This window comes from Nonomuraea sp. NPDC004186 (assembly GCF_053603495.1).
The window spans coordinates 77,507-92,310 of sequence record NZ_JBSGFQ010000023.1 but is presented as its reverse complement, the minus strand read 5'-3'; the positions used below and the strand labels follow the sequence as shown (position 1 = coordinate 92,310).

Below are 14,804 nucleotides of genomic sequence, written 5' to 3'. Positions count from 1 at the left end.
CCTCCGGGAGTCAGAGCGTCTTAGCGGTGATCGGCAGGTGCTTGAAGCCGGAGATGAAGTTGGAGTGCAGGCGGACGGGCTCGCCGGCCGGCTCGAAGGCGGTGAAGCGCGACAGCAGCTGGTTGAACAGGATGCGCAGGGTGACCCGGGCGACGGTGTGGCCGACGCAGTAATGCGGGCCGATCCCGAAGGCGAGGTGCTTGTTGGGCTTGCGGCGCAGGTCGAACGTCTCGGCGTCCGGGAAGACCTCGGGGTCGCGGTTGGCCGCGCCGAGCCAGGAGACCACCGCCTGACCGGCCTTGATCCTGGTGCCGCGCACCTCGGTGTCCTGGACGGCGTACCTCATGAAGTGGCTGACCGGGGAGCCGAGGCGCAGGCCCTCCTCGACCGCGGTGGGGGTGACGCTCAGATCGGCCGCCCACCGGTCCAGCAGGCCGTCGCCGATGTGCTCGGTCATCATGTAGTTCGGCGAGTGCGGGGTGGTGACCACGGCGCCCAGCAGCACGCTGTAGCAGTTGGACATGACCTCGCCGGGCGACATGGTGCGCCCGTCGACCTCGGTGGTGATCAGGATGCTGATGAGGTCGTCGCCGAGGTTGCGGCGGCGCTCCTTGTAGATGTCCTGGAAATAGGCGAACAACTCGCGGTGCGCCTGGTCCAGGGTGGCCTGCGCGCCGCCGGGTACCCGGTACTCCGGATCCTCGGCGGCGATCGAGGCGTTGAGCAGCTGTCCGAGCCAGGGCCAGTCGGCCCGGGGGAGGCCCATGGACTCCCCGCCCACCGCGACCGGCAGCGCCAGCATGGCCTGGGCGAAGTCGAACGGACCGCCGTCGGCGAGCGGGGAGATCACCTCCAGGACCAGGTCGCGGATCAGGTCCTGCTGCGCCTCGATGGACTTGATGGCCAGCGCCTTCTGCAGGCGGGCCCGCATGATCGTGTGCCGGGGCGGGTCGGTCGCGGCGATCTGCCTGCCGCCCGCCGGGTCCTCGACGCCGAGGATGTTCAGGAGCGTGCCGCGTTCGGAGGTGAACGTCTGGGCGTCGCGCAGCACCCGGTCGACGTCGTGGTATTTCACCACCGACCAGAACCCGTTCCGCTCGTCGATCTGCTCCCAGTCCAGGTGGTCATGGTTGCGCAGGTCCGCCCACTTCTCGCGGAAGCGGAAGTCGAGATCGGCGTAGAGCATCGGGTCGGCCAGCCCTCGCGCGGCGGTGCCGACTGGGCAGCCGGCCGCGGCCTGCTCGCCGGTGCTACTGGGTCCCTGCATCCGCGCTCTCCTTCCTGGTCGTGCCGGGCTCCTGCCTCAGGAGCAGTTCCTCGGCGAGGGCGGCGATCGTCGGCCGCAGGTAGAGGATGCGGGCCGGCAGGTTGACGTCGAACTCGGCCTGGAGCGCGGACAGCAGCTCGGCGGCGAGCAGCGAGTGCCCGCCCAGGTCGAAGAAGTTGTCGTCCACCCCGATCGGCTCGACGTCCAGCGCGTCGCTCCAGATCTCGGCCAGGCGGCGCTCGACCGGGCGGTCCGGCTCGACGTAGTCGTTCCAGACGTTGCGGGGGATCTTCTCGGTGGGCAGCGCCGAGCGGTTCACCTTGCCGTTCGGGTTGAGCGGGATGTCCCTCACCACGATCACCGCCCACGGCACCAGGTGGGCGGCGACGGTCGCGATGAGTTTCTCCCGCAGCGCCGTACCGAAGGAGGTCCACTCGGCCGGATCCATGTCACCCACGGCCACGTAGGCGATCAGGCGGGTGTCACCGGCCCCGTTGGTACGGGTGAGGACGGCGGCCTGCTCGACGCCCGGCTGCCTGAGCAGCTCCATCTCCACCGTGCTCAGCTCGACCCGGTAGCCGCGGATCTTGACCTGCCGGTCGGAGCGGCCGAGGAAGTCCAGCACGCCGTCCTCGGTCCAGCGCGACAGGTCGCCGGTGCGGTACATGCGGCTGCCCGGCGGCCTGGACGGGTCGGGGTCGGCGACGAAGCGCTCGGCCGTCGCGCCGGGCCGGTTGAGGTAGCCGGTGGCGACGCCGTCGCCGCCGACCCACAACTCGCCGACGTCCCCGTGGGGGACCTCGTGCAGCCGTTCGTCCAGGACCCTGCCGGTGCTGCCGTCGATGGGCACGCCGATCGGCACGCGCGTCGCGTCGCCGCTGTCGCGGGTGGTCCAGCACGTGCTGAACGTGGTGTTCTCCGTCGGGCCGTAGCCGTTGGTGAAGACCAGATCCGGGTAGGCGGCCATCACCCGCTGGACGTGCGCGGGAGACAGCACGTCGCCTCCGGCCAGCAGGTGGCGGATGCCGGACAGCCCGTCGAGGTGATGGGTGACGATCTTGTGGAACAGGCCGGTCGTCAGCCACAACACGCTGACGCCTTCGTCGCGGAGCGTCGCCACGATCTCCTCGAGGTCGGCGTGCCCGGTCGGTGCGAGCGCCAGCCTGCACCCCTTCACCAGCGGCATCCAGATCTCGAAGGTGGAGACGTCGAAGCCGACCCGGGTCAGTTGCAGGAAGACGTCGTCGTCGCGGACGTCGATCCAGCCGGGAGCGTTGATCAGCCGCCAGACCGCGCGGTGGGGGACGACGACGCCCTTGGGCTCGCCGGTGGAGCCCGAGGTGTAGCAGACGTAGACGGGGGTGTCGGGGTGGAGCGGCCGCGCCGTTCCGGCCGGCTCAGGTGCGCTCGCCTCGGTCATCTCGGGCTCGACGTAGAGGATGTGCTCCACGTCCGGCGCCTGCTCACCGAAGCGCGAGCCGACGACGGCGAACCGGGCCCGCGCGTCGCACACGATCTGCTCCCGCTGGCCGGACGGCTCCGCCGGGTCGAGATAGAGGTAGGCGCCGCCCGCCTTGAGGATCGCGTACAAGGTGACGATGAGCTCCGGCGTGCGGCCCAGGACCACCGCGACCACCGACCCGCTGCCGACCCCGGCCGCTCGCAGGCGCGACGCCAGAGCCTCCGCGGCCTCGTCGAGCCGGCGGAAGGTCAGGGTGCTGCCGCGGAAACTGACCGCGATCCGGTCAGGCGTGCGTGCGACCTGCTCGGCCACCATCTCGTGGATGCATCGCGGTGCTCCTGCGTCGGTCATCGCCACTCCTACTCGTGAGCGGTACTCGCGAGGTGCTCGCGACGGGCGCTGCGCGGGCGCAGGTCCGTCCAGTTGGCCTCGATGTAGTCCAGGCACGCCTGCCGCGTGTCCTCGCCGTGCACGACCCGCCACCCGGCGGGGACGTCCAGCGCCGCCGGCCACAGCGAGTGCTGGTCCTCGTCGTTGACGAGCACCGTGAAGCTGCCATCGGGGTCATCGAACGGGTTCATGAAGTCCTCTCCTTACGCTCCACCAGCAAAGCTAACGAGGACGCCGCTCGCCCGGATGTCCCCTCTAACGGGGACCCATGCGGGACGCGGATGGCTCCTACACTCCGGAATGTCACCGACATGGAAGGGAACCGCGGTGCGCCGTTTGACGCTGACACCGGAGGACAACGCGGAGCTGTCCCCGATGATCGCCGAGATCGCCAAGGCCTATGACACGGTCGAGAACCCCGAGCTGATCCGCCGGGCGCCGGTGCTCGCCCGGTCCTTGCCGGTCCACGTGCTGGAGTTCCTGGAGGAGTACCGGATCGGGGAACCCTCGGCCCTGTGCGTGATCTCCGGGCTCGACGTCGACGAGGCGCAGCTCGGGCACACCCCCGAGCACTGGCGCGACAGCCAGTACGACTCCCCGGCCTTCCCCCAGGAGGTGTTCTTCCTCCTGTGCGGCTCCGTGCTCGGCGACGTGTTCGGCTGGGCCACCCAGCAGGACGGCCGGATCATGCACGACGTGCTCCCCATCAAGGGCCACGAGCACTACGAGATCGGCTCCAACAGCCTGCAGCACCTGTCCTGGCACACCGAGGACGCCTTCCACCCCTGCCGGGGCGACTACGTGGCGCTCATGTGCCTGAAGAACCCCGACGCCGTCGAGACCATGGTCTGCGACGCCGCCGACCTCGACTGGCCGGCCATCGACGTCGAGACGTTGTTCGCCGCCGAGTTCACGCAGATGCCCGACAACTCGCACCTGCCGCAGAACGCCACCGAGTCCACCGGCGACCCGACCATCGACCGGCTCCGGGCCAGGAGCTTCGCGCTCATCCAGTCCTGGAACGACGATCCGGTCAGGCGGCCCGTCCTGTTCGGCGACCGCGCGCAGCCGTACATGGCGCTCGACCCGTACCACATGAAGACCGAGGGCTGGTCCGAGGCGTCGCTGCGTGCCTTCCAGGGGTTGTGCGACCAGATCGAAGCCAACATGAAGGACGTCAGCCTGCGTCCCGGCGACTGCGTGTTCATCGACAACTTCCGGGCCGTGCACGGCCGCAAGTCCTTCCGTCCTCGCTACGACGGGTCCGACCGCTGGCTCAAACGCCTCAACATCACCCGCAACCTTCGCGGCTCTCGCGCATGGCGGCCGGCTGCCGACAACCGCATCATCTACTGAACCCGCGCCGCGGAGGTAACAGGGCCAGTGACCAGAGGAGACTTCCCCAACGTTCGCACGGTCGCCGAGGTGGAGACGCTGGCGTGGCTGCTCCGGTGGCGGGCTGTCCGCCGGCCCGAGCAGGTCGGTCACGTCTTCCTCGCCGAAGACGGTGCCGAAACCCCCCTCACCTACGGCGAGCTGGACCTCCGGGCCCGCGCGATCGCGGTCCGGCTGCGGCGGGCGGGCCTGGCCGAGGGTGATCGGGCGCTGCTGCTCTACCCGCCCGGCGTGGACTTCCTCGCGGCGTTCTTCGGCTGCCTGTACGCCGGTGTGGTCGCCGTCCCCACGTTCCCTCCCGACCCGCTCCGGCTGGACCGCACGCTGCCGCGCCTGCTGGCCACCGTCACGGACGCCGACCCTCGCGCGGCGCTCACCGTCACTCCGCTGCTGCCCCTGGCCGGCAGCCTGCCCGGGCAGCCGGCCTGGATCGCCACCGACGCACCTGCCTCGGACGCCGCCGAATGGCGGCCGCCCGAGGCGACCGCTTCCTCCACCGCCGTGCTGCAGTACACCTCCGGCTCCACCGCCGAGCCCAAAGGCGTGATCCTCTCCCACGGCAACCTGCTGCACAACTCCCGGCTCATCCACGAGTTCTTCGGCACCACCGAGGACAGCCGCGGCATGAGCTGGCTGCCTCCCTACCACGACATGGGCCTGATCGGCGGTCTCCTCCAGCCGCTCTACGCGGGCTTCCCCGTCTGGCTCATGTCTCCCCTCGACTTCCTGCGGCGGCCGCTGAGCTGGCTGGAGACGCTGTCGCGGGTGGGTGTGACGGTCAGCGGCGGCCCCAACTTCGCCTACGACCTGTGCGTGCGCAAGACCACGGCGAGCGAGCGGGACCGCCTGGACCTCAGCTCGTGGCGGGTCGCCTTCAACGGCGCCGAACCCGTCCGCCGCGCCACCCTCGAACGCTTCGCCGACGCCTTCGCACCCGCCGGTTTCTCCAAGGAGTCCTTCTTCCCCTGTTACGGCCTCGCCGAGGCCACGCTCATCGTCACCGGCGGCTTCGCCTCCACCGTGGACGACTCCGTGGACGACTCCGTGGACGACCGGGTCAGCAGCGGCCGAAGCGCACCCGACCAGAGCGTCGAGATCGTCGACCCCGGCACCTGCCGCCCCTGCCCGCCCGGTCAGGTCGGCGAGATCTGGGTACGCGGCCCCAGCGTGGCAGGAGGCTACTGGGGCCGTCCCGACCTGAGCCGCGAGGTCTTCCAGGCGAAGCTCGCCGCTGGGTCCGACTACCTCCGGAGCGGCGACCTCGGCTTCCTGCGCGACGGCGAGCTCGTGGTCACCGGCCGGATCAAGGACCTGATCATCATCCGGGGCCGCAACCACTACCCCCAGGACCTCGAGGCCACCGCCGAGCGGGCCCACGCCGCCGTGCGTCCCGGCGGGGTCGCCGCCTTCCTCGTCGAGGACCGGCTGGCCCTGGTGTACGAGCTCGCCAGGGACGCCGGTGACGTGGACATCGCCGCCGTCTCCCGCTCGATCCGCCACCGGGTCGCGGAGGAGCACGGGGTGAGCGCCGTACTGGTCGTGGCCATCCCCGCCGGCGCTCTGCCCAAGACCACCAGCGGCAAGGTACGGCGTGACGCCTGCCGTCAGCGACTGCTGGCAGGAGACCTGCCCGAGATCGGCAGGAGCGAAAGCGACCCCGACGCGATGGACGTGTCCGCCGCCGGTCTCACCCGGGAGGCGCTGCTCGCCATGCCCGGCGACCGGCGTGCCGGGGCCGTCCAGGACTACCTGCGCGCCCGGCTCGCCGCCCTCTGCGCCGTGCCCGCCGACGACCTGACGCCGGACCTGCCGCTGCTGGCCGCCGGGCTGGACTCGCTGGGCGCGCAGCAGCTCCAGCAGGACGTGGAGACCGAGCTGGGGTTGCGCCTGCCCCTCGCCGACATCCTCAGCGGCGCCGCGCTGTCCGAGGTCGCCACCCGGATCGCCGCGTCCGCGGACGGCGAGGCCGTACCGGACCCGCACACCACGGCACCGGCGGTGCCTGAGACGACGACGCGGCTCACCCCCGGCCAGCGCACCCTGTGGTTCCTGCAGCAGCTGGCACCGGAGAGCACCGCGCACACCACGGTGGCGGCGTTCCGGCTGAGCGGCCCGCTCGACCCGCTCGCGCTGCGGGCGGCCTTCGACGCGCTCGTGTCCCGGCACGACGCGCTGCGGGCGGCCTTCACCGGCAAGGACGGCGAGCCCGTACGGGTGGCCCTGCCGAACCTGCCGGGAGCCTTCGAGCACGTCGAGGTGGACGGGCTCGACGACGAGGCGCTGCGGGCGCGGCTGGCCGAGGACGCCCACCGGCCGTTCGACCTCGCCTCCGGCCCGCTCGTGCGACTGCGCCTGTACCGGCGCGCGAGCGACGAGCACGTGGTCCTGGTGACGGCGCACCATATCGTGACGGACTTCTGGTCGACGATGATCCTCGGCCGTGAGCTCGCGGCGCTGTACACGGAACGGGCGGGCGGCCCGCCCGCCGAGCTCGCACCGCCCGGCGCGGACGTCACGGACGTGCTCGCGTGGCAGGACGCGCTGCTCTCCGGCCCGGCCGGACGTGAGCTGGATCGCTACTGGAGCCGGCGGATCGGCGACGGCGCTCCTCCGCTGGAGCTCGCGTCGTGGAACGCGGACAACGCATCGGATCGCGGTCAGGCCCGGCATTTCAGGATCGACAGCGCGCTGATCGGCAGGCTGAAGCGATGCGCGGCGGAAGAAGGCGTCACGCTGAACGTGCTGCTGCTCGCCGGTTTCCAGGCACTGCTGCACCGGCTGACGGGCCAGGACGACATCGTGGTCGGCACGCCGGTGGCCGCCCGCACCGGACCGGGTTTCGCGGAGATCGTCGGCTACCTCATGAACCCGGTGCCGATCAGAAGCCGCGCCGACGGACGGCTCACCTTCCGGCACCTGCTGAAGGAGACCAGAAGCCAGGTCATCGGCGCGATCGAGCACCAGAGCCTGCCCAGCGCGCTCCTGGCCGAGCGGCACGCGCGCCGCGGGTTGTTCCAGACGATGTTCGTGTTCAACCAGCCGAGCGCCGCCGACCTGGCGCGCTTCCCCGCGGTGCTGCTCGGCCACGCGGGGGTGCGCAGAGCCTTCGGCGGCGGTCTGGTGGCCGAGTCGCTGCCGGTCGAACCCCGGGAGAGCGCGTTCGACGTGGAGGTGTCGCTGTCCGAGATCGACGGCGAGGTCCGCGGCCTGCTCCGATACCGGACCAGCGTGTTCGACGGCCCGGGAGCGGAGCGGTTCGCGGAGACCTTCCTGACGCTGCTGGAGGCCGCCGCCGGCGATCCGGAGACCCGGCTCGGCACGCTGCTGCCCGCGACGGGGGCCGAGCGCGTGCGGGTCCTGCGGGAGTGGAACGCCACGGATCGCGCCGTGGACACGAGCACGACCGTGGCGGAGCTGTTCGAACGGCAGGCCGCCCGGACACCGGACGCGACGGCCGTCGTGGCGGGCGGCGAGCGGGTCTCCTATCGGGAGCTGGACGAGCGCGCCAACCAGCTCGCGCACCTGCTCGGCGAGAGGGGGGTCAGCCCAGGAACACGGGTGGGGATATATCTGGACAAGGGCCCGGCCATGGTCGAGGCGCTGCTCGCGGTCGTCAAGGCGGGAGCGACCTATGTCCCGCTCGATCCCCTCAACCCCCCGGAGCGGGTCGCCACCGCCTTCGCCGACGCCTCCGTGACGGGCGTGCTGAGCGAGCGTGCCCTGAGAGACAAGCTGCCGGAAGCCCCGGTGATCCTGCTCGACGCGGACCGGCCGGAGATCCGGCGGCAGCCGACGACGCCGCCACGGATGAAGCCCTCCGACACGGCATACGTGATCTACACCTCAGGCTCGACGGGGACGCCGAAGGGGGTGGCGGTCCCGCACGCGGCCCTGACCAATCACACGCTGCACGCCGCCGGGATGTACGGGATCGGCCCGGCCGACCGGATCCTCCAGTTCGCCTCGATCGGGTTCGACGCCAGCGCCGAGGAGATCTACCCCGCCCTGGCTCAGGGCGCCTGCCTGGTCCTGCGCACGGACCGCATGCTGGCCGACCCGGCCGGGTTCCTGCGGGCCTGCGCGGCGGAGGCGGTGACCGTGCTCGATCTGCCGACCGCGTTCTGGCACGACCTGGTGGGAGCGCTGGAGGACGGCGAAGCCGTACTGCCGGAAACCCTGAGGCTCGTCATCATCGGTGGCGAGCGCGCTCTGCCGGATCGGGTCGCGGCCTGGCGGGAACGGGCCGGCGACCGGGTGCGGCTGGTCAACACCTACGGGCCCACGGAGGCCACGATCGTGGCCACGTCCGGCGAGCTGACGGGCGCCGCGGCCCCCATCGGCCGTCCGATCGCGAACACCCGCGCCTACGTGCTCGACGAGGCGTGCCGGCCGGTGCGGGCCGGAGTGGTGGGTGAGCTGTATCTGGGTGGCATCGGGCTGGCCCACGGCTATCTCCATCGGCCGGCGCTGACGGCGGAGAGGTTCGTGGCCGACCCGTTCGGCCCCGCGGGCGGGCGGCTGTACCGGACGGGCGACCTGGTCAGGCACCTGCCGGACGGCTCGCTGGCGTTCGTGGCCCGCGCCGACCGCCAGATCAAGCTGAACGGCTACCGCGTCGAGCTCGGCGAGATCGAGTCGGCGCTGCGCCGCCTGCCCGGCGTCGCCGACGCGGCGGTGACCCTGCGAGAGCACCTGATCGCCTACGTGACGCCTGCCCTGCCCGCCGAGGAACTGCGCGCGTCTCTGCGCGCCGTCCTCCCCGGGTACATGGTCCCGGCCCACTATGTCCCCTTGGCCGCGCTGCCCCGGACCGTCAACGGCAAGATCGACTATGCCGGGCTGCCCATGGCCGATCCCGCCCCCGTGCGGGAGGGCCCGGCCGAGCCGCCGCGGACGCCGGAGGAGCGCGCGCTGGCGGAGATCTGGCGCGAGGTGCTGGGAGTGCCGGAGGTGGGGCGGCACGACGACTTCTTCGCGCTCGGCGGCCACTCGCTGCAGGCCACCAAGGTGCTGGCCCGCGTGGCCGACACCCTCGGGCTGGACCTGCCGTTGCGCGCGGTCTTCGAGTCGCCCACGCTCGCCGCCCTCGCGGCCCGCCTTCCCGGCGCCGCGCCCACCCGATCCGGGCCGGTGCCGCCCGCCCCGCGGGACCAGCCGCTGCCCCTGTCGTTCGTCCAGGAACGCATCTGGTTCCTGCAGCAGGTCGAGCCGGACAGCACCAATTACAACGTCCCCCGGGCCATGCGCCTGTACGGCAAGGTGAACCTGGAGACGGTCACCCGGGCGCTGGCCGACCTGGAGGTCAGGCACGAGATCCTCCGCACGACCTTCCCCGACTTCGACGGCGAGCCGGTGCAGCACGTGCACGAGCCACGCGGCATCCCGGTGACCACGCTCGACCGGACCGGGCTGCCCGAGCACGAGCGCGACGCCTGGATCCGCGACTACATCCTGGCCGCGGGACAGGAGCCGTTCGACCTGGCGGAGGGCCCGCTGCTTCGCGTGTCCCTGGTCCGGCTGGCGGCCGAGGAGTACGTGCTGGTCGTCGTGGAGCACCACATGATCCACGACGGGTGGGCACAAGGGGTGTTCCTGCGCGACTTCCTGGAGCTGTACGAGGCGCACGCCACCGGCCGCGAGCCACGTCTGCCCGAGCTGCCCGTCCAGTACGCCGACTTCGCGCACTGGCAGCGCCGCGCGATCGCGGGGGAGCGGCTGACGACCCTGCTGGACTTCTGGCGCCGCCGGCTCGACGGCGCGCCGCCCCTGCTGCGACTCACCACCGACCGGCCCAGGCCCGCCGCGCCGACGTTGCGCGGTGGTGAGGAGGTCCTGGTCATCGAGGACGGCCTCGCGCGGCGACTGCGCGAGCTCGGGCGGGACCACGACGCCACCCTGTTCATGACCATGTTCGCGGTGTTCGCGATGCTGTTGTACGGCGACAGCCGCCAGCAGGACATCGTCATCGGCAGCGGGATCGCCAACCGGCAGCGGGCCGAGCTGGAGAACCTGCTCGGCATGATGATCAACACCGTTCTGCTGCGGGTGGACCTGTCCGGGGACCCGGCCTTCCCGGAACTGCTGGAGCGGGTCCGTGACACCTGCCTGGAGGCGTACGCACACCAGGACATGCCGTTCGAGAAGCTCGTCCAGCACCTGCGACCGGCGCGGAGCCTGAGCCACACGCCGTTGTTCCAGGTGATGTTCAGCTTCCTCGACACGCCGATGCCGAGACTGCGGCTGCCCGACGTGCGCTTGGAGGTGCTGAACGCGCACAACCGCTCGGCCAAGTTCGACCTGAACGCGGTGATCATCCCGCATGCCGAGGACCGCTTCCAGGACGCGGGCTCCGGGCCGCGTGAGGAGACGATCACGGTGTTGCTGGAGTACAGCACGGATCTGTTCGACGCGGCGACCGTGCGCGGGATGCTGGATCGCTACCTCACGCTGCTGCGCGCGGTCGTCGCGCGGCCGGGGATGTCGGTGGCGGAGCTGGTGACGGGTGACGGGGTGCTCCTGTGAACGACTCGCTTCCCGCGTTGTTCGCGGAGGTGTGCGCGCGGCAGCCGTACCGGATCGCGGTCGTCTGCGGTGCGGAGCGCCTGACCTACGCGGAGCTGGACGCCGCGGCCCGGGGGCTCGCCGCCGAGCTCGTGCGCCGGGGTGTGCGGCGCCGGGAGCTGGTGGGGCTGCGGGTGAGCCGGTCGGCCGACGTTCCGGTGGCGGTGCTCGGGATCATGCTGGCGGGCGCGGCGTATGTGCCGCTCGATCCGCGGTATCCGGCCGAGCGGCTGCGGCTCATGGTGGACGAATCCGGGATTCGGCACACGGTGGGCGGCGACGTGCCGGTCTGGGGCCACGAGCCGGCACCGGCGGACGGGCTGCCCGCGCTGACCCCCGGCGACCTCGCCTACGTGATCTACACCTCCGGCTCCACCGGGCGGCCGAAGGGCTGCGTGCTCACCCACGCGAACGTGCTGAGCCTGCTCGACGCCGCGCTGCCGCTGTTCGACGTCGGGGCGGACGACCGGTGGACGCTGTTCCACTCGATCAACTTCGACTTCTCGGTGTGGGAGCTGTGGGGGGCGCTGGCCACCGGCGCGACCCTGGTGATCGTGGACGCCGAGACCTCCGTGGACCCGGTGGAGTTCCTGGAGCTGCTGATCCGGGAAGGGGTGAGCGTGCTCAACCAGGTGCCGCCGGTGTTCCGCGTGCTGGTGGAGACGCACGCCGACGCGGGACGGCCGCCGCTGCCGCTGCGCTATGTGATCTTCGGCGGGGACGCCGTGGACCTGGACGTCACCGCCGCCTTCCTGGACGCGCTGCCCGAGGACGGCAGGCCGGTCGTGGTCAACATGTACGGGATCACCGAGACCACCGTGCACGTCACCTTCAAGGAGCTCGACCAGGCGGCGTTGCGGGGCCCCGACCGCTCGCCGATCGGCCGTCCGCTCCCGCATCTGGACGTCGTGCTCCGCGACGCGTACGGCGTGGCGGTGCCGGACGGCGAGGCCGGCGAGATGTGGGTGTCCGGCGGCGGGGTCGGCGTGGGGTACCTGGGCCGTGACGACCTGACGGCCGAGCGGTTCGTCGTCGCGGACGGCGTTCGCTGGTACCGGTCGGGGGATCTGGCCCGCCGTACAGGTGACGGCGAGTTGCAGTACCTCGGGCGGGCCGACCGGCAGGTGAAGCTGCGCGGGCTGCGCGTCGAGCTCGGGGAGATCGAGACGGTGTTGCGCGGGTGCACGGGGGTCCGGGACGCGGTGGTGCGGTTGGTCGCCGATCGCACGCTCGGGGATCTCCTGATCGCCTATGTGGTGGCGGGCAACGGCTATGACGCCAAGCTGGTGCGGGACGAGTGCGGGACGGTGTTGCCCGCCTACATGGTGCCCGCCCGGTACGAGACCCTGCCGGCGATTCCGCTGTCCACCACCGGCAAGGTCGACCGGGCTGCCCTGCCGTACCCCTAAGGGCGCTTCATCGCGACGATGCGCAGCTCGGCGGTGTAACGGGCGCCGCGGGCGTCGCGCAGCCACAGGCGGTCGATGTCCGGCAGCATCTCCGAGATCGTGACCGTACCGGACCCGGTTTCGGCGCTGCGGCGGATGGACTTGCCGAGCAGGTTCACCAGCGACAGGCTCCTGAAGTCCACGGCCATCGGCTTGCGCTCGGTCGGCACCCGGACGAAGCCGCGTTCCGGCAGGCCATGCTGAGCGCGCCAGCGTCGTCCCTGCACGTAACGCCGCCGCTCGTCCTTGACGAAGGCCCAGGCCACGTCGGCGGCCGGGAACGTCCACGCCTCGCGGTTGACGACCAGCCGGTCGACGGTGATGCGCGGGCTGTGCGCCGCGCCGCCGAACGGCTTGAACGCGTCGACGACCAGCGAGCTGAACAGGTCGCCCGCGGCCTCCGTGAACGTGTGCTCGCGGCCGTGCCCGGAGCGATGCCGCACGACGAGGTCGTCCCCGCGCCGCTCCACCACCAGGTCCAGCACGGAGACCAGCGGAGACTCCGGTGGCGGCTCGAACGACTCGGCGCCGATGCACAGGTAGGTGTAGCCGGACAGCATCATCTCGTCGGCGCGCGACATCCGCGTGGTGGCCAGCGGCGAGTCGGCGCGCGGGACGACCACCACGCGCTCGTCCAGGCCGCTGGCGACGGCGGCCTCGTGCAGGCGGCGCGGGTCCGGGTGCTGGTTGACGAACACCTTGTTCTCCAGCGTGTTGGCCGAGCAGTGCAGCTCGCCGAGCACGAAGTCCACGTCGCCGCGGGCCAGCGCGTCCTCGTCGGCGGTGAGGAGCATGAGGTCCGGCGAGAACCAGTGCGCGGCGCTCCAGCGCGGCACGCCCGTGGCGAACTCGGCCGCCACCCGGCCGGCGAGCTCCCCGGCGGTGAACCGGAGCTCCCGCGTCAAGCCGAACTCCTCCGGCGGCAGCTCGATCACCCGCAGCCAGCGCCGCCGGAACTCCTCCACGACCTCGTCCACGATCTCCGACCCCGGCGTCAGCGTGAGCCTGCCCAGCTCCGGCATGACCGAGGTCAGCAGTTGCAGCAGCGGCATCGTGGCAGAGCCCGTGCGGGCCGTCTCGCGGTCGAACGACTCGCGCGCCCGCGCCTCGTAGCGCTCGGCGACGGCATCGGTCAGCCACCTCGCGCTGTCCAGCATCAGCCCGAGCGGCGCGGCCAGCGCGTCGGTCACCCTCCGTCCCAGCCGCACGTCGAGGTCGCGGACGGTGTCCTCATAGACGAGGGTACGGCCGGCGTACACGCCACCGGAGCGGCGGGTGGCCTGCCGGCCGGTGATCCGCTCGAACGTCTCGGCCAGCTCACCCTGCGCCGTCATGAGCCGCTCCGCGTCCCCCGCCGCGGCCGACACGGCGTCACGCGCGCCGACCAGCTCGTCCAGCGAGGACCGGGCGCGGGCGCGTACCGCGGCGTCGGCGATCAGGTCGATGCGCTCGGCCAGCTCCCGCTCGGGCCAGGTGACCAGCTTGCCGTTCAGGTCGACGCGCACCGCGCCGAGCTCGCACAGCCGTAGCAGGACGGCGACGATCGCCGGATCCGGCGGGTCGCCCGCGAGGTCGCGCACGGTGCGGCGGCCGTCGCAGCGTCCGAGGACACGCAGCTCGGCGGCCCGCAGCGGGACCGGCTTGCGGAACGGCAGCCGCAGCACCCCTCCGGTGAGCGTCGCCGCCGCGTCCGTCGTGGGACGAAGCCAGGGCCACACCTCGGGACGCGCCGCGAGCGTCTCCGCCACGGCGTCGATAGCCCAGCCCTCGAAGTAGGCGGTGCGCCGGGACAGCAACCCGGGCCCCGGAGTCATTTCCAGGCCGGTGTCATCCGCGCCGATCCGGGCCCAGCCGAGCGGGCCGAAAAAGCCGACGGTGTCGTTCTTGAGGGAGTAGCGCTGCAGGTATGTCGTGATGGTGAGCTCGTGGCGGCGGCCCTCGCGGTGCGAGCGCGGCTCACCCGCGGCCACCTTGTCCAGGCAGACGCGGACGACCTGCGGGTTCTGCCAGGCCACCGCCTCGCGGAACAGGGGATCGGTGGACGCCCGGCGCATCACGGCGGTCAGCCGGTCGGTGGCGGCGGCCCAGACCTTCTCCCACTGCTGCTGGGTGGCCGGAGCGCGCTCATCCAGGTGGTCCGCCGCGGCGGCCAGCTCGGCGTCGCACAGCTCGGCGAACCACGCGGCCGGCAACCCCGTGCTGCGCAGCGCGCATTCGCGCCACAGCATCCAGCCCGTCGCGCCCAGCGGCGTGTGGTGCTCGGTTTCCTGGGTCATCGTCC

Annotated in this window: 7 protein-coding genes; 3 read left to right on the top strand and 4 right to left on the bottom strand. The window is 71.9% G+C overall.

Features of this window, described 5'->3' with window-relative positions; all coding sequences use genetic code 11:
- Positions 1-10 precede the first annotated feature (10 nt).
- Genes ACWEPL_RS20715 through ACWEPL_RS20705 form a run of 3 tightly spaced genes read right to left on the bottom strand, consistent with a single transcriptional unit; the run spans position 11 to position 3,310 of the window.
- Entirely contained in the window at positions 11-1,267 is a 1,257-nt protein-coding gene (locus tag ACWEPL_RS20715) for a cytochrome P450 (RefSeq protein WP_452437146.1), read from the bottom strand.
- Complete coding sequence (locus ACWEPL_RS20710; protein WP_449904367.1) at positions 1,251-3,080, bottom strand: amino acid adenylation domain-containing protein; 1,830 nt, start codon at positions 3,078-3,080, stop codon at positions 1,251-1,253. Before ACWEPL_RS20710 ends, ACWEPL_RS20715 begins: the two co-directional genes overlap by 17 nt.
- 8 nt (positions 3,081-3,088) lie before the next feature.
- Positions 3,089-3,310 (bottom strand): MbtH family protein, encoded by a 222-nt coding sequence (locus tag ACWEPL_RS20705; protein ID WP_355205830.1) that lies wholly within the window; start codon positions 3,308-3,310, stop codon positions 3,089-3,091.
- A 136-nt stretch (positions 3,311-3,446) separates the two neighbouring features.
- Between ACWEPL_RS20705 and vioC the strand changes: the two genes are divergently transcribed.
- The 3 genes from vioC to ACWEPL_RS20690 are packed head-to-tail and all read left to right on the top strand — an operon-like array spanning position 3,447 to position 12,484.
- Positions 3,447-4,475 carry an arginine beta-hydroxylase, Fe(II)/alpha-ketoglutarate-dependent gene (gene vioC, locus ACWEPL_RS20700; RefSeq protein ID WP_355205833.1) on the top strand — a complete coding sequence of 343 codons (1,029 nt, stop codon included), beginning with the start codon at positions 3,447-3,449 and terminating at the stop codon, positions 4,473-4,475.
- 27 nt (positions 4,476-4,502) lie between these two features.
- On the top strand, positions 4,503-11,036 hold the full coding sequence (locus ACWEPL_RS20695; protein WP_452437145.1) for an amino acid adenylation domain-containing protein: 6,534 nt from the start codon (positions 4,503-4,505) through the stop codon (positions 11,034-11,036).
- Positions 11,033-12,484: an amino acid adenylation domain-containing protein gene (locus ACWEPL_RS20690; RefSeq protein WP_452437144.1), complete on the top strand. Its 1,452-nt coding sequence runs from the start codon at positions 11,033-11,035 to the stop codon at positions 12,482-12,484. Before ACWEPL_RS20695 ends, ACWEPL_RS20690 begins: the two co-directional genes overlap by 4 nt.
- Here the strand turns inward: ACWEPL_RS20690 and ACWEPL_RS20685 are convergent.
- Complete coding sequence (locus ACWEPL_RS20685) at positions 12,481-14,799, bottom strand: lantibiotic dehydratase (protein WP_452437143.1); 2,319 nt, start codon at positions 14,797-14,799, stop codon at positions 12,481-12,483. The two genes, ACWEPL_RS20690 and ACWEPL_RS20685, sit on opposite strands and share 4 nt — an antisense overlap.
- Between the last annotated feature and the right edge of the window lie 5 nt (positions 14,800-14,804).

What these genes read in the sequence shown, in the direction of transcription:
- ACWEPL_RS20705 (WP_355205830.1), bottom strand. Translation starts at nt 3,310, where the DNA reads ATGAACCCGTTCGATGACCCCGATGGCAGCTTCACGGTGCTCGTCAAC.
- ACWEPL_RS20685 (WP_452437143.1), bottom strand. Translation starts at nt 14,799, where the DNA reads ATGACCCAGGAAACCGAGCACCACACGCCGCTGGGCGCGACGGGCTGG.
- ACWEPL_RS20710 (WP_449904367.1), bottom strand. Translation starts at nt 3,080, where the DNA reads ATGACCGACGCAGGAGCACCGCGATGCATCCACGAGATGGTGGCCGAG.
- ACWEPL_RS20715 (WP_452437146.1), bottom strand. Translation starts at nt 1,267, where the DNA reads ATGCAGGGACCCAGTAGCACCGGCGAGCAGGCCGCGGCCGGCTGCCCA.